At 63.9% G+C, this 17,785-nt stretch carries 14 protein-coding genes; 6 read left to right on the top strand and 8 right to left on the bottom strand.

From position 1 onward, the window contains the following. Positions 1–13 precede the first annotated feature (13 nt). From fhuF to M1D34_RS03735, 3 genes are all read left to right on the top strand, one after another. Entirely contained in the window at positions 14–745 is a 732-nt protein-coding gene (gene fhuF / locus M1D34_RS03745; protein WP_153312965.1) for a siderophore-iron reductase FhuF, read from the top strand. A gap of 2 nt (positions 746–747) precedes the next feature. Continuing rightward, positions 748–1,881, top strand: coding sequence for an ABC transporter substrate-binding protein (locus tag M1D34_RS03740; protein WP_498780738.1), 1,134 nt, complete (start codon positions 748–750; stop codon positions 1,879–1,881). A 106-nt stretch (positions 1,882–1,987) separates the two neighbouring features. Further along, positions 1,988–2,509 (top strand): hypothetical protein, encoded by a 522-nt coding sequence (locus M1D34_RS03735; protein ID WP_127517676.1) that lies wholly within the window; start codon positions 1,988–1,990, stop codon positions 2,507–2,509. A 210-nt stretch (positions 2,510–2,719) separates the two neighbouring features. Here the strand turns inward: M1D34_RS03735 and M1D34_RS03730 are convergent, their stop codons facing one another. The 3 genes from M1D34_RS03730 to M1D34_RS03720 form a co-directional block, all read right to left on the bottom strand. Next, positions 2,720–4,264, bottom strand: coding sequence for a trimethylamine methyltransferase family protein (locus M1D34_RS03730; RefSeq protein WP_013844661.1), 1,545 nt, complete (start codon positions 4,262–4,264; stop codon positions 2,720–2,722). 83 nt (positions 4,265–4,347) lie between these two features. Continuing rightward, a complete protein-coding gene (locus M1D34_RS03725; protein ID WP_498780735.1) occupies positions 4,348–6,795 on the bottom strand; it encodes a GcvT family protein in 2,448 nt (815 codons plus the stop codon). Further along, positions 6,792–9,239, bottom strand: a complete 2,448-nt coding sequence (locus tag M1D34_RS03720) for a GcvT family protein (RefSeq protein WP_498780733.1) — start codon at positions 9,237–9,239, stop codon at positions 6,792–6,794. The genes M1D34_RS03725 and M1D34_RS03720 overlap by 4 nt, the downstream gene beginning before the upstream one ends. Before the next feature lie 122 nt (positions 9,240–9,361). Between M1D34_RS03720 and M1D34_RS03715 the strand changes: the two genes are divergently transcribed. Next, positions 9,362–10,207, top strand: coding sequence for a LysR family transcriptional regulator (locus tag M1D34_RS03715; RefSeq protein WP_127541851.1), 846 nt, complete (start codon positions 9,362–9,364; stop codon positions 10,205–10,207). A gap of 228 nt (positions 10,208–10,435) precedes the next feature. On the opposite strand, the gene M1D34_RS03710 is transcribed toward M1D34_RS03715, so the two are convergent. Further along, positions 10,436–12,115, bottom strand: a complete 1,680-nt coding sequence (locus M1D34_RS03710; RefSeq protein WP_003534207.1) for an alpha/beta hydrolase — start codon at positions 12,113–12,115, stop codon at positions 10,436–10,438. 236 nt (positions 12,116–12,351) lie between these two features. Here M1D34_RS03710 and M1D34_RS03705 point away from each other — a divergent pair, with 236 nt between their 5' ends. Next, complete coding sequence (locus tag M1D34_RS03705) at positions 12,352–13,635, top strand: cystathionine gamma-synthase family protein (protein WP_248448333.1); 1,284 nt, start codon at positions 12,352–12,354, stop codon at positions 13,633–13,635. A 252-nt stretch (positions 13,636–13,887) separates the two neighbouring features. Here the strand turns inward: M1D34_RS03705 and M1D34_RS03700 are convergent, their stop codons facing one another. After that, a complete protein-coding gene (locus M1D34_RS03700) occupies positions 13,888–14,250 on the bottom strand; it encodes a glyoxalase superfamily protein (protein WP_248448334.1) in 363 nt (120 codons plus the stop codon). Then, a complete protein-coding gene (locus M1D34_RS03695) occupies positions 14,247–14,843 on the bottom strand; it encodes a TetR/AcrR family transcriptional regulator (RefSeq protein WP_498780729.1) in 597 nt (198 codons plus the stop codon). The genes M1D34_RS03700 and M1D34_RS03695 overlap by 4 nt, the downstream gene beginning before the upstream one ends. A gap of 84 nt (positions 14,844–14,927) precedes the next feature. Here M1D34_RS03695 and M1D34_RS03690 point away from each other — a divergent pair, with 84 nt between their 5' ends. Then, entirely contained in the window at positions 14,928–15,719 is a 792-nt protein-coding gene (locus M1D34_RS03690; protein ID WP_498780727.1) for a crotonase/enoyl-CoA hydratase family protein, read from the top strand. Between the two features lie 52 nt (positions 15,720–15,771). Here the strand turns inward: M1D34_RS03690 and M1D34_RS03685 are convergent, their stop codons facing one another. Together M1D34_RS03685 and M1D34_RS03680 are read right to left on the bottom strand one after the other, a co-directional pair. Continuing rightward, positions 15,772–16,251 carry an anthrone oxygenase family protein gene (locus M1D34_RS03685; protein WP_498780725.1) on the bottom strand — a complete coding sequence of 160 codons (480 nt, stop codon included), beginning with the start codon at positions 16,249–16,251 and terminating at the stop codon, positions 15,772–15,774. 49 nt (positions 16,252–16,300) lie between these two features. Beyond that, positions 16,301–17,614 carry a glucoamylase family protein gene (locus tag M1D34_RS03680; RefSeq protein ID WP_498780723.1) on the bottom strand — a complete coding sequence of 438 codons (1,314 nt, stop codon included), beginning with the start codon at positions 17,612–17,614 and terminating at the stop codon, positions 16,301–16,303. Positions 17,615–17,785 lie beyond the last annotated feature (171 nt).

Below are 17,785 nucleotides of genomic sequence, written 5' to 3'. Positions count from 1 at the left end.
CGGGCATGAAAGCATGGCGGCAATCGACGAGCCGAAAGGTCTGTCGGCGGCCTTTGCGGGACCGCATGCCTGGTGCAACGAGAAGATGATGCTGTCGGAGAATCTTTCCGACGGCATTCCGCTGTCCGACTTCTTCGCCTCCGGCGCCTTCGACCGGACGCTCTCGCACTATGCCGGGGCCTCCGGCGGCACGGACCGCCGCGCCGTGGCCTCCATGTGGTCGCTCTATTATTTCTCCGCCCTGACCATCCCCTATGTCGTCGCCCGGGTGCTGGACCACCAGGCGCTGCCGGCGGATTTCGACCAGATGACGGTGGCGCTCTCCGACGACGGACTGCCCCGCGCCTTCGGGGTCGCGACTGCAGGTCAGTGGCGCGACGATGACGGGCGTGACATCTTCGCCCTGATCGGCTCGCTCGTGGACGAGCACCTTGCCAAAGTGGTGCCGCATCTCAAGGCGGTTGGCGGCATATCGCCCAGGCTCGCCTGGAACAATGCCGCCGTTTACATCGATTATGCGCTTCGAACCGCCGGGACCGACCCCATGAGCGACCAGGCCGATGCGATGGTCGGTCGCCGGCTGATGCCCAACGGCGCTCCCAATCCTTTCTTCGACTGTCTGCGCCAGGAGGAAGAGGACGGGACGCGCGTCTGCCGGCGCAAGATCTGCTGCCTGAGATATCTCCTCCCGGGCATCCCGAGCTGCGGCAGCCTCTGCGCCCTTCCAAGCCAAAGGAAACAATAGCCTTGTCTCGTCTGCTGCTCTGCCGCCGAAGCCTCGTTCGCGTCCTTGCCTTCCTGGCGATCGCCTTCTCGCCGCTCGTCGCGCTGGCGCAGGCACAATGGCCGATGACGGTCACCGACGCCGTCGGACGACAGGTTACGATCCCCGCACCGCCCAACGCGGTACTGCTCGGCACGGGCTTCAATCTCGTGGCCCTTTCGCTCATTCATCCGGACCCGGTAAGCCTTCTCGCAGGCTGGTCCGGCGACATGAAGGGCGACAATCCCGAGATATACGAAAGCTATCTGCGCAAGTTCCCGAAGCTCGCCGATGTGCCGCTGATCGACGACGGAAGCGGCCCTGGGCTCTCCTTCGAGACCATCCTGACGCTCAAGGCCGATCTTGCCGTCCTCGCCAACTGGCAGGCGGACACCGAGGCGGGCCGGCGCGCGATGGAATATCTCGAAAGCACCGGCGTGCCGGTCATCGTCGTCGACTTCAACAACGAGGTGCTCAAGAACACGCCGGACAACATGCGTCTCCTCGGCAAGGTCTTCGAGAGAGAAGAACAGGCGGAAGACTTCGCCCGCTTCTACGAGGAGCGTCTTGCCCGGATTCGCGAGCGCGTTGCCGGGAGTTCCGAGCCGGGGCCGAAAGTTCTCATGGAAGCTTTCCCGGCGCCCGACCGTTGCTGCTGGGCCTATGGGGTCGGCGGCCTCGGCGAGTTCATCGCCATCACCGGCAGCCGCAACATCGCCGAGGGCGCATTGCCGCGTCCGGGCGGCATGATGAACGCGGAAGCGGTGATGGCCGAGAATCCGGATGTCTATATCGCCACCTCGTCGCCCGGCGGCAAATACAGCGGCTTTTCGATCGGCCCCGGCGTCACGGCGGAAGAGGCGGAAACAACCCTGACCGAATCCGTGGACAAGCCGGTGATGGCGAGCATAGCCGCCGTTCGCAACGGGCGTGTCCACGGCCTCTGGAATTTTTTCAACGCCGTTCCGCTGAACATCGTCGCGGCGGAGGCCTTCGCCTCGTGGCTGCGCCCCGATCTCTTTCCCGATGTCGATCCCGCCGCCACGCTCGCCGAGATCAACCGGCGTTTCGCGGCGGTACCTTTCGAAGGTTCCTATTGGATAAGCTTGAAGAAATGAGCTTCGGCTGAGTGTTGCGGCCTCTGCGAGGCAGAAGGGTCGAGGCAGGCGCGAACGATTGCCAGCGCCGCGCGTCCCTATATAAGGTTCTCCCAGGAGGATCTTCATGGCATGGCTGATTGCGTTACCGTTGGGCTTGGCGATCGTGTATCTCGCGGCTCGTTACGGTCGCTTCCGCAGCTGGATCGAACCGGTTCTTTCGATTGCGGTCGCGCTCGCCCTCAGCGCCGCCTTCCTCGTCTGGCTGAACGAGAGTGCTCCGGACGAGGTCCCAGCGCCTGCTCCGGACCAGCCTGAAACCGGGCTCACCGCCGACGATATCGTGCTCGAGAATATGACTGTCGAGCCAAGCCAGACGAGGCGCAGCTATCGCGTTCGCGGCACTGCCGCCAATGCGTCGGACTTGGCGCTCGAATATTTCCGCTTGACCGTAACGCTCGAGGATTGCCCGCAGGACGCCTGCAGGCACATCGGCGACGACACCGCGCTCATCCTGCTGAGAGTGCCGGGCGGCCAGAGCCGCCCGTTCGAGACGTTCCTCACCTTTCCCTTCCGACCGGATGAAGCGCCGACCGCTCCGAAATGGAGCTATAGGGTGAGTGAGGTCAGGGGCTCGAGCCGACGGTGATTTACGACGGTCTCGCCTGCATCCGCCCCTCATCCGCCTGCCGGCACCTCCTCCCCGCAAGCGGGGCGAAGGGACGCACGGCGCCGACCCATTCCACCTCACCGCTGCTGGAGGTCGTCCCCTCTCCCCGCCTGCGGGAAGAGGGCTCTCCTCGGGTTAAACCCGAGGAGAGGGGGCAAATCGCTGCCACTAAACGCATGAACAATCGTCTCAGCAATAGATCCCGAACCGCTCCCGTATCGCCCGGTCGACCTCCGTCGCGATCAGCGACGGAGCGGCATCGGCGAGGATGCGGTTCTTCCTCTCGATGGCACGGGCGACGAGATCCGGCCGGCCGATCTCGACCCATTCCTTCGGGCTCGTGCGGTCGGCCACCGCCGGATAGATATATTCCGTCTGCATCAGGCCGAGCGTCTGCGGATGGCCGAGATAGTGGCCGGGGCCGTCGAGGCAGACCGAACGCATGGTTTCGAGCGAAACCGAATCCTCGGTGACATCGATGCCGCGGATGCAGCGCTGCACCTGGCCCAGCAAGTCGTCTCCGAGCACCAGCGACTCCAGGCAGAAGCCGAGGAGCGATGCATGCATGCCGACCGCCTCGTACACCATGTTGAGCCCAGAGAGCCCAGCCATCACGTTGGAGATCGCCTGTTCCCAGCCGGCCTGCATGTCGGGAAGCTTCGCATCCGCAATGCCGGCGGCGGCGCCGCCAGGCAGGCGATAGAATTGGTGCATCTGCGCGCAGCCGGCCGTCAGCAATGCCTGTTCGCCGGAGCCGCCGGACATGGCGCCGGTCCTCAGATCGGAGACGAACGGCCAGGTGCCGAAGACGGCCGGATGGCCGGGCGAAAGCGCATTGACGTAGACGACGCCTGCAAGGCACTCGGCAACCGCCTGAACGATGGCGGTCGCGAGCGGCGCCGGGGCAGTCGCCCCCGCCTGTCCGGCGGATAGCAGCAGGACGGGCATGCCGCCACGGATGCACTTCTCCATGGTGATGCAGCTTTCCTCGGCGAATTTCATCGGCGGCACGACGAAGCAGTTCGAGTTCGAAACGAAGGGCCGCGCCCGCCACTTGTCCTCGCCGCCCGCGATCATGTGGATGAGATCGAAGCAGCCCTCCACATGCGAGGGATCGGAGAAGCTCGTCCCGACATGCTTCGTCGTTCCGGCGCAGCAGGCATAGAGCGTGTTGATGTCCATCAGGAAATTGTCGGAAACGTCCCGGCAGACCATGGCTCGCTGGAAGAAATGGACATTGTCCAGGTGATGGACGAGTTGCGCCGCATTCAGGAGGTCCTTGGCGGTCGATTCCCGGTATTCGCGCTTCTCGACGTCGACCACGTGCACCGCCGCGCCGGCCGTACCGTAATAGACGCGCGTGCCGCTGAGTTCGAGGTCCTGTTTCGGATCACGCGCGTAAAGGGTGATGTCGCGCGCGGCGATGGCCAGCATGTCCTCCACCAGTGCACGCGGGAAGCGGAGTCGTCCATCCTCGCCGAGGATGGCCCCGGCGCCGGTCATGATCTCGACGCCGGATTGCGGCGCGTTGGCAAGGCCGATCTGTTCCAGCGCATCGAGCGCCGCCTCGTGAATCCGTCTGACGTTGGCCTCCGTCAGCGGCTTGTACTGTCCGCCGGAAAGGCCCGGACGGACGGGGCGGATGTTTTCGGCAAGCGGCGACGAACGAAGCGCAACGCGCGCCGCCCGTCCGCCGGACCGTCTCGAACCCGCAACTGCGCATTCCTCAGCCATCATTCATCTCCCAATGGCGCTGTCGTCGTCTTGTTCTTTGCCACTCTCCTCGGGTTTAGCGCGAGGATGAGGGGCAGTCTTTTTCAGGCCCGCACCCGCTCCGCCTTCGGGTCGTACATCGGCTTCAGCGAAGCCTCGGCCTTGACCCGCGTTCCGGCGATTTCGATCTCGTAGGCCGAAGCCAGCACATCGGCTTCGCTTTCACCCTTGCACGCCACATAGCCGAGCCCGATCGCACCCCCGAGATGGTGGCCGTAATTGCCCGAGGTGATCGTGCCGACGATCTCTCCGTCGCGCACGATCGCTTCGTTGTGGAAGAGCAACGGCTCCGGATCGGAAAGCCGGAACTGCACCAGCCGGCGCGAAAGTCCGTTGTCGCGCTTTGCAAGCACCGCCTCACGTCCGATGAACTCGCCTTTTCCGGGCTTCACCGCAAAGCCGAGTCCCGCTTCGAGCACATGATCCTCGTCGGTGATATCGTGGCCGAAATGCCGGAAAGCTTTCTCGATCCGGCAGCTATCGAGCGTATGAAGTCCACAGAGCTTCAGCCCGACATCGGCCCCCGCCAGTTCCAGCGTCTCGAACACATGCGCCGCCTGATCGGTGGAGACGTAAAGCTCCCACCCGAGTTCGCCGACATAGGTGACGCGGTGGGCGCGGGCGAGGCCCATCCCGATCTCGATCTCGCGGGCGGTGGCGAAGGGGTGCGCCTCGTTGGAGAAATCGTTCGGGCTCACCTTCTGCATGAGCTCGCGTGCCCTTGGCCCCATGACGCAGAGCACGCTTTCAGCAGCGGTGACGTCGGTGATCACCACGAACTCGTCGCGCACATGTTTTCGCAGCCAGGCAAGATCGCGCTGCAGCGTGGCCCCCGGCACGACGAGGAAGAAGGCGGTCTGCGAAAGCCGCGTGACGGTCAGGTCGCTCTCGATGCCGCCGCAGGCGTTCAGCATCTGGGTGTAGACAACACGGCCGGGGTCGACATTCATCTCATTGGCGCAAAGCCGCTGCAGGAAAGCCAGCGCATCGCGGCCTTCGACGCGGATCTTGCCGAAGGAGGTCATGTCGAAAAGGCCAACCCCGCTGCGGACGGCGAGATGCTCTTCCCGCTGGTTTTCGAACCAGTTCTGCCGTTTCCACGAATAGCGGTATTCGCGCTCCTGGCCGTCCCTTGCGAACCAGTTTGCCCGCTCCCATCCGGCGACCTCACCGAAAACGGCTCCGCGCGCCTTCAGTTGTTCGTGGATCGGCGAGCGGCGAACGCCGCGGGCGGTCGCCATCTGGCGATAGGGGAAATGATCGGCGTAAAGCAGACCCAGCGTTTCGCTGACCCGTTCCTTCAGGTAGGAACGGTTCTTCTGGAAGGGCTGCGCCCGGCGGATATCGACCTCCCAGAGATCGAAGGGCGGCTCGCCGTCGTTCATCCACTGCGCCAGCGCCATGCCGGCGCCTCCCGAGGAGACGATCCCGATCGAATTGTAGCCGGCTGCCACCCAGTAGCCCTTGAGTTCCGGCGCCTCGCCCAGATAGTAACGGTCGTCGGGCGTGAAGCTTTCCGGGCCGTTGAAGAAGGTGTGGATGCCGGCCGTCTCCAGCATCGGCATGCGGTTGACGGCCATTTCGAGGATCGGGGCGAAATGGTCGAAGTCCTCCGGCAGCTGGTCGAAACAGAAATCCTCGCGGATGCCTTCCATGCCCCAGGGCTTCGCCTTGAGCTCGAAGGCGCCGATCAGCATCTTGCCGGCATCCTCCTTGTAGTAGGTGCACTCGTCGGGCACGCGCAGCACCGGCAGGCGGCTGAGACCAGGTATCGCCTCGGTGACGATATAGAAGTGCTCACAGGCGTGCAGCGGCACGGTGACGCCCGCTTGCCGGGCAAGCTCCCTGCCCCACATGCCGGCGCAGTTGACGACATTCTCCGTCTCGATCATGAAGGTCTCGCCGTTCTGCTCGCAGGTGACGCCGGTTATTCGGCCGTCCTTCTTCAGGACCGAGGTGACTTTCACGCCCTCGACGATCATCGCGCCGTTCTGCCGCGCACCCTTGGCAAGCGCCATGGCGATGTTGGCCGGATCACACTGGCCGTCGAGCGGCAGGTGGACCGCCGCCTTCACGTCGGAAACGTTGAGGTGGGGGTAAAGCTCCTTGACCTGGTCGGGCGTTACCTCGCGTACATCGACGTTGAAGGCGCGCGCCAGCGAGGCCTGCCGGTAGATCTCTTCCTTGCGCTCTTCCGTCAGCGCGACGGTGATCGAGCCGTTCTGGCGCATGCCGGTGGCGATGCCGGTTTCCGCCTCGAGCTTCACGTAAAGATCGGCCGAGTATTTCGCGAGCCGTGTCATGTTCTGCGACGCGCGCAGCTGGCCGATCAAACCGGCCGCATGCCATGTCGTGCCGCAGGTCAACTGCTTGCGCTCGAGCAGGACTACATCGGTCCAGCCGAGCTTCGCCAGGTGATAGGCGACCGAGCAGCCGGAAACGCCACCGCCGATGATGACGACACGCGCTTTTGCGGGAATGGGCTTCGTCATGCCTTCAGTCTTTCATTCGAGGGATCCCAGAGCGGCTGGTCCGGCTGGACGATAGCCTTGAAGCGGTCGCCGAAAATCTCCACCTCGACCTCCTGGCCGGGAACGGCCAGATCGGCGCGCAGCATGCCGAGTGCGATCGACTTGCCGGTGCGGTAGCCCCAGTTTCCGGACGTGGTCTCGCCGACGACCTCGCCGCCCGACCAGAGCGTCGACATGTAGGGCGCGTCGCAGTCGCCGGCCTCGACCGTCAGCGTCACGAAGCGCTTCGTGACGCCCTGCTGCTTCTCACGCTCCAGCGCCGCCTTGCCCTTGAAATCCGGCTTCGCCCAGTCGACGAAGCGTTCGAGCCCGCCCTGCAAAACCGTGTAATCGGTGGAAAGATCGCCCTTCCAGGCGCGGTAGCCCTTCTCGATGCGCAGACTGTCGAGCGCCTCCATGCCGAAGGGCTTGAGGCCGTGCTTCTGCCCGGCGTCCCAGACGGCATCGAAGACCGCGGCGGTATCCTCCACTTTCGTGTGGATCTCCCAGCCGAGTTCGCCGGCGAAGGAGACCCGTACAAGCTGGCAATAGCGGCCGGCGATCTGCCCCGTCTGATGCGTCAGCCACCCCTTCGCAAGGTCGGCATCCGAGACCTCGGCCAGGATCGCGCGCGATTTCGGCCCCGTCAGGATCTGGCAGGCGAATTTCACCGTCACGTCGTCAAGCGTGAAGGCGGCGTCCGCCGGGCGATGCTTCCGCAGCCACTCGAAATCATGCCACTGCGCCGTCGCCGCGGTGATCAGGAAGAAGAAATCCTCCTCGATCGCCATGACGGACATTTCGGTGAGGATGCGGCCCTTGTCGTCGGCGAAATAGGCCAGCCCGATGCGGCCGGGCTTCGGTACGCGGCCGGTGATGAGGCCGGAGAGCCACTCGCGCGCGCCCTCGCCTTTCAGCCGGAAGCGCGAGAAGCCCGGCAGGTCGAGAATGCCTGCAGCATCGCGCACGGCGAGACACTCCTCCTCGATCCGCTTCGCCCAAGGGCCTTCCCTTCCCCAGGTCTGCGTCGCAGCCTCTGACGTGTCGTCGCCCGGTTTCGCGTACCACATGGCGCGTTCCCAGCCGTTATAGGGCTTGAACTGAGCGCCGAGCGCCGCAATGCGATCATGGATCGGCGAGAGCTTCCTGCCGCGCCCGGCCGGCCAGTAGTGCTTCGGGAAATGCATTGCATATTCGTGGCCGTAGATCTCCATGCCCTTGGCGATGCAATAGTCCTGGTCGGTATAGTCCGTGTAGCGGCGCGGGTCGCAGGACCACATGTCCCATTCGGTCCGGCCCTCGGTCACCCATTCGGCGAGCACCTTGCCCGCCCCGCCGGCCTGACAGATGCCGAAGGTAAAGACGCAGGCTTCGAAGGCGTTCGGCACGCCGGGCATGGGCCCGATCAGCGGATTGCCGTCCGGCGCATAGGGGATCGGTCCGTTGATGACGCGCGAAAGACCTGCCGTCCCCAGGATCGGCACGCGCTCGACCGCATCGTTCAGATACCATTCCAGCCTTTCGAGATCGTCCGGGAAGAGCTGGAAGGAGAAGTCCTCCGGCATCGGGTCATCCGGTGTTGCCCAATGAGCGCGGCAGTTCTTCTCGTATGGCCCGAGATTCATGCCGTATTTCTCCTGCCGGAGATAATAGGAGGAGTCGACATCGCGAAGGAGCGGCAGCTTGTGCCCAACCTCCTTCGACCAGGCGGCAAGCTCCGGGATCTCGTCGAATAGAATGTACTGATGACTCATCACCATCATCGGCACGTCGCGGCCGAACATCTTCCCGACCTCGCGGGCGTAGTAGCCAGCGGCGTTGACGACATATTCGCAGCGGATTTCGCCCTGCGCCGTCTCGACCACCCATTCATCCCTTTCGCGCCGGGCACCGGTCACGGGACAGAAGCGGATGATCTTCGCGCCCATGTCGCGCGCGCCCTTGGCGAGCGCCTGGGTCAGCTGCGCCGGATCGATGTCGCCGTCATAGGGATCGTAAAGCGCGCCCGTCAGGTCATGCGTTTCGAGGAAGGGATAGCGGCTGCGCATTTCCCCGGGCGTCAGGATATCGAGGTCCATGCCCTGGTAGCGGCCCATGCCGACGACGCGCTTGAACTCCTGCAGCCGCTCCTTCGAATGGCCGAGGCGGATGGAGCCCGTCACATGATAGTTCATCGGGTAATCGACGAGCGCACCCAGGTCGCGATAGAGCGAGGCCGAATAGCGCTGCATGTTCATGATCGACCAGGATGAGGAGAAGGTCGGCACGTTGCCGGCCGCATGCCAGGTGGAGCCGGCCGTGAGCTCGTTCTTTTCAAGAAGCACGCAGTCGGTCCAACCGGCCTTGGCAAGATGGTACAGCGAGGAGGCACCGACGGCTCCCCCACCAATGATCACGACGCGCGCGTGAGACGGCAAATTCGACATGCTGGCTCCCTCTGTTACGGCGATTTTTGACGGGGAAGCCTGATGCCATCAAGCGCGGCGATTGAGCTTTATTGATCGAAGAATTCGATTAGATTGCCCGGTAGGAGCAAGGAGCGACACAAATGCAGGTGGACCTGATCGAAACCTTTCTTGACCTGATGGAAACGCGCAGCTTCAACCGGACGGCCGAGCGGCTCAACATCACGCAATCCACGGTTTCCCATAGGGTGAAGGCCCTGGAGACGCAGTTCAGCCGCAAGCTCTTCACCCGCAACAAGGGCGGAACCCTTCCGACCGCCGCGGGACTGCGTTTCCTGGATTATGCGAAAGCCTTGCAGAATCAGTGGCATGAAGCGACCCGTGCAGTAGCGAGTGCAGGCGCTCTGGAACGTTCGATGCGGCTCGGAATTCAGCACGACCTGGCCGAGACCATTGCCGGCCGCTGGGTGGCTGCGATCCGCCGCGATCTGCCGACCACCGAGATCTATATGGAGGCGGATTATTCGAACCAGATGAACCGCGATCTCGCCGCCGGGGAGCTCGATCTCGCGATCCTCTACACACCGCATTTCCTGCCCGACCTTCACTATGAACGGATCGGCGAACTGCATTACGTGCTGGTCACCACCGATGCTCCTGAGATGGCCGGGGTGAAGCCCGAAACCTATATCCGTTCGAGTTACTCGCCGGCCTTCGACCGGGCGCACCGCCTGGCACTTCCGCACCTTTCGGTCGCTTCGCTTGCCGCCGGCCAGAACATGGCCGTCACGGACCTGTTGCGCACGCTCGGCGGCGCCGCTTACGTGACGCAGGCGACAGCCGATCGGCTCTCCGACCGGGTTGCCGTCGTGGCCGACGCGCCGGTCATCCCTCAGACCGTCTATGCGGCAACGAGTCTCCGCACCCGCCATGCCCATCAGCACCGCAAGATCATCGGCGCAATGGAGGGACTATTGGTCGGTCTGTAGGGTCCCGTGGAGAAGGTTCAGACCGGGTTGACAATCAACCCGGTCTGAGCCCGGGTTTGCCCCTCACCCTAACCCTCTCCCCGCCTGCGGGGAGAGGGGACACCGTTGTGCGGCGCTTCGGCCTCAACGGATCCCAAGCGGACTCGTCCCCTCGCCCCGCTTGCGGGGAGAGGGTTAGGGTGAGGGGCAAACCCCGGGTACCACCCGGTTCGAGGGGCTGACGCGCACTCACCGCACGGAGAATTGCGCCTTCAACCGCGTGACATCCTCGGCCGTAATCCCCTGCGGATCGGTGACCGCCATCCAGGCGTCGATATAATGTTCCGGTGCGTAGACATGGCCGTAGCCCATCGGCGAGGTCGTCGCCAATGCCATGTCGGCAAGCAGCTGCAGCCCCGTGACCACGGGAAACCAGTTCAGCGCCGGCGAAACGTCCGGCCCCCGCGGGGGCTTCATCCAGTCCGGCTCCCGGTAGAAGGAATGGGGATCGAAAAAGGTCACCGGATCGCTGGCATATTGCAGATAGACGATCCGCATCGCGCCCCAATGCGCACCGGGAATGTCGAGCGCATTCTCCTGGCTGGTGAAGCGGATGGCGGAGCTGTCGCGATAGCGCGGAAGCCAGGCGCTCGAGCCGGCGACGCGGTCGGCCGTCACCGAACGCCAGAGCGCGCTCGGAAACGGCGGTCCGCTCCAGAGCGCGCCCTGGAATGGATCGCTGATGACGTCGAAGAGATCGACCGATCCTTGCGAATTCATCGCGCCAAGACTCAGGCCGTGCAGGTAGAGCTTGGGCCGACGATCCCTGGGCAGCGTCGTCCAGTAGCCATAGACCGCGTCGAAGAGGGCGTCGGCCGCGTCGGCGCCGTAGCCCGGCTCGACCAGCAGGGAGAGCCAGCTGGTGAGATAGGAATATTGTACGGCCACGCTCGCGACGTCGCCGTGAAGCAGATATTCGACCGTGTCGAGCGCCTCGGGGTCGATCCAGCCGGTGCCGGTCGGCACGACGACAATCAGTGACTTGCGCTCGAAGCCCCCGGCACGCTTCAGCTCCTCCAGCGCCAGCTTCGCCCGCTCCCGCGCGGTCTCGGCGGAATTCAGTCCGACATAGACACGCACGGGATCAGGGGCTGCAGCCCCGAAGAAGGCGCCGATGTCGGCGCCGGTCGGTCCGGACGCGATGAACTGCCGCCCCTGGCGCCCAAGCTCGTCCCAGTGCACGAGCGACGCGCCGCTCCCCGTCCTGGCGAGGTCGGCAGGCGGTGCGATCTCGGGATCCATAAGCGCATCGAGTTGCTGGAAAGAACTGTCTGCGGCACGAAGCGCGAACTTGAAGATCACGCCGTTCGCAGCGGACCAGAACAGCGCGAGCGCCACCAGCCCGCCGAGAGCATTGGCGATCGGCCGCGTGAGGAAATATTGCAGCCATCGGGAAAGCACGCGAAAGGTCAGCCGGAACAGCCGCGCCAGGAGGACCAGGACGATGAACATGAGCACGGCTATCAGACCGAGCTTGACCGGCTCGGCGCTCTCGATGGGTTCGAGGCCCATGATGTGCCGAACCGTGTTTTGCCAATGCGCCGCCTGCCACAGGAATACGGCCGCAGCCGCTATCGAGACGATCGCAGCGGCGATCTTCAATGTTCGCGCGCGCCGCACCGTCGGCTCGGGGAGTTCGAAGAAGGACCAGAGCCAGCGCAGAGACACACCGACCGCGTAGCCGGCCGCAAGAGAAAATCCGGAGATCACGGCCTGAATGAGATAGGGCCTGGGTATCAGACTTGGCGTCAGCGAAACTGCAAAGAACAGAATGCCGACGAGGAGGCCGCTTGTGGAAAACGAACGCAGGAAGGTGGAGATGTGACGGTACACCGGTCTTGGCAGGTCCGTCTGCTGAACGTGTTCCATGGCGGACTCCACTTCGGGCGCTGGCGGCAATGTCGCTTTCCGCGGGCGCGCAGTCAATTCCCGCGAGCCTGCTGCAAAGGACAAAAACGTGCAGCGGAGGCACTGGAGAGGTTCTTTGCACCGGCAAGAGATTGCGGGCATCAAAACGAAGTGATCGCAAATAGCAAGGATCGTGCGCAGACGTTTGGTATATTCAAGCCGGTAGTAGAGTCTGCCTGCGCCAAGGAGAAAAACCCATGACCGCGCCGCACCCTTCCAAGACCCATATCGGCAACCACAAACTGCATCCCGAAACGCTGATGCTGAATTATGGTTACGACCCCGAGCTCTCGGAGGGTGCTGTCAAACCGCCGATCTTTCTCACCTCGACTTTCGTCTTCCACTCCGCCGAGGAGGGCCGCGACTTCTTCGACTTCGTCTCCGGGCGGCGCGAACCGCCCGCTGGCGTGGGTGCCGGGCTCGTCTATTCCCGCTTCAATCACCCGAACAGCGAGATCGTCGAAGACCGGCTCGCCATTTTCGAACGAGCGGAAGCCGGCGCGCTCTTTTCCTCCGGCATGTCGGCGATCGCCACCACGCTTCTCGCCTTCGTGCGGCCGGGCGATTCCATCCTGCATTCGCAGCCGCTTTACGGCGGCACCGAAACGTTGCTCGCCAAGACCTTCCTCAATCTGGGCGTCTCCGCCGTCGGCTTTGCCGATGGTACAGACGAGGCGGCCGTCAATGCCGCGGCTGAAGAGGCGATGAGTAAGGGACGGGTCTCCGTGATCCTGATAGAGACGCCGGCCAATCCCACCAACAGCCTTGTCGACGTCGCGTTGGTCCGCCGCATTGCCGAATGGATCGGAGAAAGACAGGCGCATCGGCCGATCGTCGCCTGCGACAACACCCTGCTCGGCCCTGTCTTTCAGCACCCGATCGAACACGGGGCGGACCTTTCCCTTTATTCGCTGACCAAATATGTCGGCGGCCATTCCGACCTGATCGCCGGCGCCGTTCTCGGCTCCAAGGCGCTGATCAGGCAGGTGAAGGCCCTGCGCGGCTCGATCGGCACGCAGCTCGACCCGCATTCCTGCTGGATGATCGGCCGCTCGCTCGAAACCCTGTCTGTGCGTATGGAAAAGGCAAACGACAACGCCCGCATCGTCGCCGAATTCCTGCGCGACCATCCCAAGGTCGAGCGAATCCACTATCTGCCGTTCCACGACGCGGACACGCCGGTCGGCCGTGTATTCGCCACGCAATGCACCGGGGCGGGATCGACCTTCTCCTTCGACATCGCCGGCGGCCAGGAGGCGGCATTCCGCTTCCTCAACGCACTGCAGATCTTCAAGCTCGCCGTCAGCCTCGGCGGTACGGAATCGCTCGCTAGCCACCCGGCGGCGATGACGCATTCCGGCGTGCCGATCGAGGTCCGCGCCCGGATCGGCGTGCTCGAATCCACGATCCGGCTGTCGATCGGCATCGAGCACCCGGACGATCTCGTTGCCGACGTCGCGAACGCGCTGACGATGATCTGAGGCGTCGGGGCTTTGGCCCCTCGTCTGTCGCGGTATGGCAAGGGCTTGAACCTCATTCCTGTGCTCGTCACAGGAATCCAGTCAGCCCAAGTCCTTGGGGTGAAAGAACTCTTCCCGCGCCGCAGACGCGGCGCTGCTGGATCCCTGTGACGAGCACAGGGATGAGGAAGGAAGCAACCGGTTCCGAACGTGACCGATTCTAATTGGTTGTGACGCGGGATGCGGAAGGAAAACCGCACGCAATTTCCCGCTCTAAGCCCTCGGCCGGTGCGAAAGGACGTTGACGATATTGCCGAACGGATCGCGCAGAAAGAACCGGCGCACGCCCCAGCTTTCGTCGGTGATATCGTAGACGATCTCCACACCCGCGGCCGCGGCGCGGCGATAGGTTTCGTCCACGTCATCCACCTCGATCGAGAGCGCCGGGACCGGCGTTCCGGACCCGCCTTCGGTGGCGAAGCTCACCTGCGGCATGGCGGTGCGGCCTACCGCCGCAAATGTGACGATCCAGCCGTGATCCATCACCACCTCCATGCCGAGCAGGTCCGCATAGAACCGATGCGCCTGAAGCGGATCGGACACCTGAAGATTTGGCACGATGCGTCGTACAGTCATTTGACCCTCCCGATTGTCCGCTCCGACAGCGCCAGCTTGACGAGCGAGGCCGCCGCCGCACCCGCCGTCTCCATATAGCTCGGATCACGGTGGAGCAGAACGACGGCGAAGCTGCCGTCGAGGAGCAACAGGACCTGCCGCGCGAGATCTTCCGCCTCCACGATCCCTTCCGCCTCGAACGCCTGCCGGAGCCAGTCCTCGAATTTTTTCTTATGCGCGGCGCCGATACGGATCGCCGGGTGCCCCGGCATGCTGGCGAGTTCGGCGGAGGTGCGCAGAAAGCCGCAGCCCTTCCATTTCGGATGTCGGGCGGCGCGGGCGAGATTGAAGAAGATGCCCTCGACCCTCGATGCCACGCCGCCCTCGGCTTCGCTGAACCATTTCTGGAAGAGCTTGAGGTTCGGCTGATCACGCCCTTCGAGATAGGCGGCAATCAGGTCGTCCTTGCTTTTGAAGTGATAATAGAGCGTTCGCTTCGTCACGCCGGCCGCCTCGGCGACTGCGTCCACACCGACGGCGCGGATCCCTTCGGCATAGAACAGCTTGGAAGCGGCGGAAACGATGCGTTCGCGTGTGTTCGGTGCCGTCGTCATGAGCCATGTATACCGACTAGTGAATATACATTCCTGTGTCGCCGACTTAGCCTCCGCTCGTCAATACATGATGGGAGACAATTCATGTCCGACACGGTTCTCATCGAAATTTCGGCCGGCATCGCCCTCCTGACCCTCAACCGGCCCGAAAAGCTGAATGCGCTCAACTACGAACTGATCGATCGGCTTTTAGCCCTTCTCGACCGTATCGAGATCGACGAGACGGTGCAGGCGGTCATCCTCACCGGCGCCGGCGATCGCGCCTTTTCCGCAGGCGGCGACATCCACGAATTTTCCGGCAGCGTGGCCAAGGGCGTGAACGCTGCCACCCGCGATTTTGTCCGGCGGGGCCAACAGCTCACGCACCGCCTGGAGGCCTTTCCGAAGCCTGTGATCGCTGCCGTCAACGGTCTCGCCTATGGTGGCGGCTGCGAGGTGACCGAAGCGGTGCATCTCGCGATCGCGAGCGAGCGGGCGCGCTTTGCCAAGCCGGAAATCAAGCTTGCCATGCCGCCGACATTCGGGGGCACTCAGAGACTGCCTCGCCTGGCGGGCCGGAAGCGTGCGCTCGAGCTGCTTCTGACCGGGGATGCGTTCTCGCCCCAGCGCGCGCTGGACATGGGGCTCGTCAATGCCGTCGTGCCGCATGAGCAACTGATCGCCTCGGCCCGAGCGCTTGCGGGTCGCATCATTCGCCATTCGCCTCTTGCCACCGCCGCCATCATCACCGCCGTGACGCGTGGCCTCAACATGGCGATCGGAGAAGGTCTGCTGTGCGAAAGCGAGCAATTCGCACAGATGGTTCCGAGCCATGATCTCAAGGAAGGGCTTGCCGCCTGGAAAGAGCGGCGAGAGCCACGCTATGCCGGGCGCTGATCCGGTTCTTCAAAACAACCCGGCTCCGGACGGAAAACCGTCCGGCAGTGCGCTAGATCCGGGCGAAGCCGAGCACGAAGAGGGCGAGCGCGCCTGTCGAGGCGATGGTGCGCACGTGGTTCCAGCGGACCCAGTCGGTCAGGTAGCGCTGCTGCCAGAGCTCGGCGGCTTCCTGGCCGGCAGGGGCGGCGGCAAGCGCGTCATTCAGCGGGACATTGATTACGATAGTCACCGCGAGCGTGCCGAGGAGATAGACGAGCCCGCCGGCTGCCAGAAGATAACTCCCCTGCCCGCCCCAGATGAAGGCCATGACGAGAAGGATGAGGCCAAGCAGCGCCGTTCCCATGAAGGCGAAGAGGAACAGCGGATTCTGGATGACCACGTTGATGGCGTTCATCGCGGCGACCCCCTGATCCGGCGGGAGCCGCGACAGCGCCTGCATTATGCAGACCGAGAAGACGAAGAAGAGCCCGGCCATCAGACCGGATCCGATCGCGGCGGCAAAAGCCAGCGCAGGAACAAGGGCAACCATTGCGGCACTCCAGACGGGAACGAAGCCGCTACGGGCCGCTTCCCTCGTTTCAGACTCGAGGCAGCGTCGACGAAAGCCAGCCGCCCGCAAAGCCGGCCCTGCTCAACCCCTGGCTGAAGGCCGGAATGCTGCGCGTCAGTTCCCAGATCAGGCCGCTTCTCCAGTTCTCGATCATCATGACCACGAGCCCTTGGTCAAGTCCGACGATTCTGTCGTCCACCCAGCCCTCGGGGCCGTCCCCCGGCAGGCTGGGATTGAAGCCGCCGGGAAGGCAACCCTCATTAACGAGCGCGGGATATTGCGACATCAGGTGAGAAAGGCTGCCGAGACATGCGTCCGGCTCGAACGGCAGACCGGCGAGCGACGCCCATGGAACGAGCGTACCGTCATCGGCGCCGAATGGTGCGCCGCGTGCCTCGTAGCCGAGCAATCTCTGCCGCCGCCCGTCGCGAAGCCGCAGCCAGCCTTTCGGCGCGTGGCAGGCGCTGAACCCCCAGAGATCGCTGCAGTAACCTGCGAAGCCATGAGGATTTTCCTCGGCATGGGCGCGCTGCAGCCTGATGGCGCGGCGGGAGTTTTCGAAATAGTCGCTGTCCCTTTCACGCATCCCCCGGTCGCGAACGCCGCGAAAATCGATCCAGGCCTGCGGAAACAGGTGGACGAAGAGCGCGCCGGCGTGGAGATGCGCCACCCCATCGAGCGTGAACCATTCATGCGCCGCGGCGTAGGCGTCGTAATTCTGCGGCACGATCGGCCGTGTTGGCGAACCCAGCGCCAGAATATAAAGAAGCAGCGCCTCGCTGTAGCCCCGCCAGCGGTGCTTCAGGAAGCGTCCGGGCGGGCGCCAACCCATTGTGACGGTATCGCCGCCATTGAGCGCCCAGTTCCAGTCTGCCCTTTCGTAGAGAAACGCCGCGTGGCTCCTGATCTCCCTCTCCTGCTCGCCGGAGCCGGAGAAATACGCCGCCGCAGCCAGGGCACCGGCGAGGAGCAACGCGGTGTCGATCGTCGAGAGTTCGCTGCGCCAGGCGCGCTCTCCCGACCGCATATCGAGGAAATGATAATAGAAGCCGCGATAGCCGGTTGCCCGCGCGTCGCTCTCCTGCCGGCTCGCCGCGAAGAATGCGAGGGCGGTCAGCACACGCCGGGCGGCCTCCGCCCGACCGATCCAGCCGCGCTCGACCGCGACCGGATAGGCTGCGAGCCCGAAGCCCGTGGCGGCGATACTCGACGGAGAACCCTTGCGAGACGTATCGGCCACCAGACCGGTTGCCGTGTCGGAATATCGAAGAAAGTAGCCGAACGCCGCGCGCTGCAGCCGCTCGACGCATGCGATATCCGAGTTCCGCCTGGTGTGAAACATGGTGGCCTATTCTTCGGTGACGTCGGTGACGGTGCGGCGGGTCGCGCAGCTCTTGCCGCGATCACCGAATATTGTAGGCCCGCGTCGCGCCGGCAGTCGCCGATTTCCAATCCTGTGGTACATTCATCGGATTACATCGGCCCGGAGGCCGAGGCCGGTTTTACGGCAAAT

This window comes from Ensifer sp. D2-11, assembly GCF_054161295.1.
Note: the sequence above shows the minus strand (reverse complement) of the source record. Positions and strands in the feature narration are given on the sequence as shown.

Bases quoted from the DNA above. Each gene is read 5' to 3' on its own strand.
- M1D34_RS03730 (WP_013844661.1), bottom strand. From the start codon at position 4,264: ATGGCTGAGGAATGCGCAGTTGCGGGTTCGAGACGGTCCGGCGGACGG.
- M1D34_RS03705 (WP_248448333.1), top strand. From the start codon at position 12,352: ATGACCGCGCCGCACCCTTCCAAGACCCATATCGGCAACCACAAACTG.
- M1D34_RS03710 (WP_003534207.1), bottom strand. From the start codon at position 12,115: ATGGAACACGTTCAGCAGACGGACCTGCCAAGACCGGTGTACCGTCAC.
- M1D34_RS03720 (WP_498780733.1), bottom strand. From the start codon at position 9,239: ATGTCGAATTTGCCGTCTCACGCGCGCGTCGTGATCATTGGTGGGGGA.
- M1D34_RS03735 (WP_127517676.1), top strand. From the start codon at position 1,988: ATGGCATGGCTGATTGCGTTACCGTTGGGCTTGGCGATCGTGTATCTC.
- M1D34_RS03685 (WP_498780725.1), bottom strand. From the start codon at position 16,251: ATGGTTGCCCTTGTTCCTGCGCTGGCTTTTGCCGCCGCGATCGGATCC.
- M1D34_RS03700 (WP_248448334.1), bottom strand. From the start codon at position 14,250: ATGACTGTACGACGCATCGTGCCAAATCTTCAGGTGTCCGATCCGCTT.
- M1D34_RS03690 (WP_498780727.1), top strand. From the start codon at position 14,928: ATGTCCGACACGGTTCTCATCGAAATTTCGGCCGGCATCGCCCTCCTG.
- fhuF (WP_153312965.1), top strand. From the start codon at position 14: ATGGCGGCAATCGACGAGCCGAAAGGTCTGTCGGCGGCCTTTGCGGGA.
- M1D34_RS03715 (WP_127541851.1), top strand. From the start codon at position 9,362: ATGCAGGTGGACCTGATCGAAACCTTTCTTGACCTGATGGAAACGCGC.
- M1D34_RS03680 (WP_498780723.1), bottom strand. From the start codon at position 17,614: ATGTTTCACACCAGGCGGAACTCGGATATCGCATGCGTCGAGCGGCTG.
- M1D34_RS03725 (WP_498780735.1), bottom strand. From the start codon at position 6,795: ATGACGAAGCCCATTCCCGCAAAAGCGCGTGTCGTCATCATCGGCGGT.
- M1D34_RS03695 (WP_498780729.1), bottom strand. From the start codon at position 14,843: ATGACGACGGCACCGAACACACGCGAACGCATCGTTTCCGCCGCTTCC.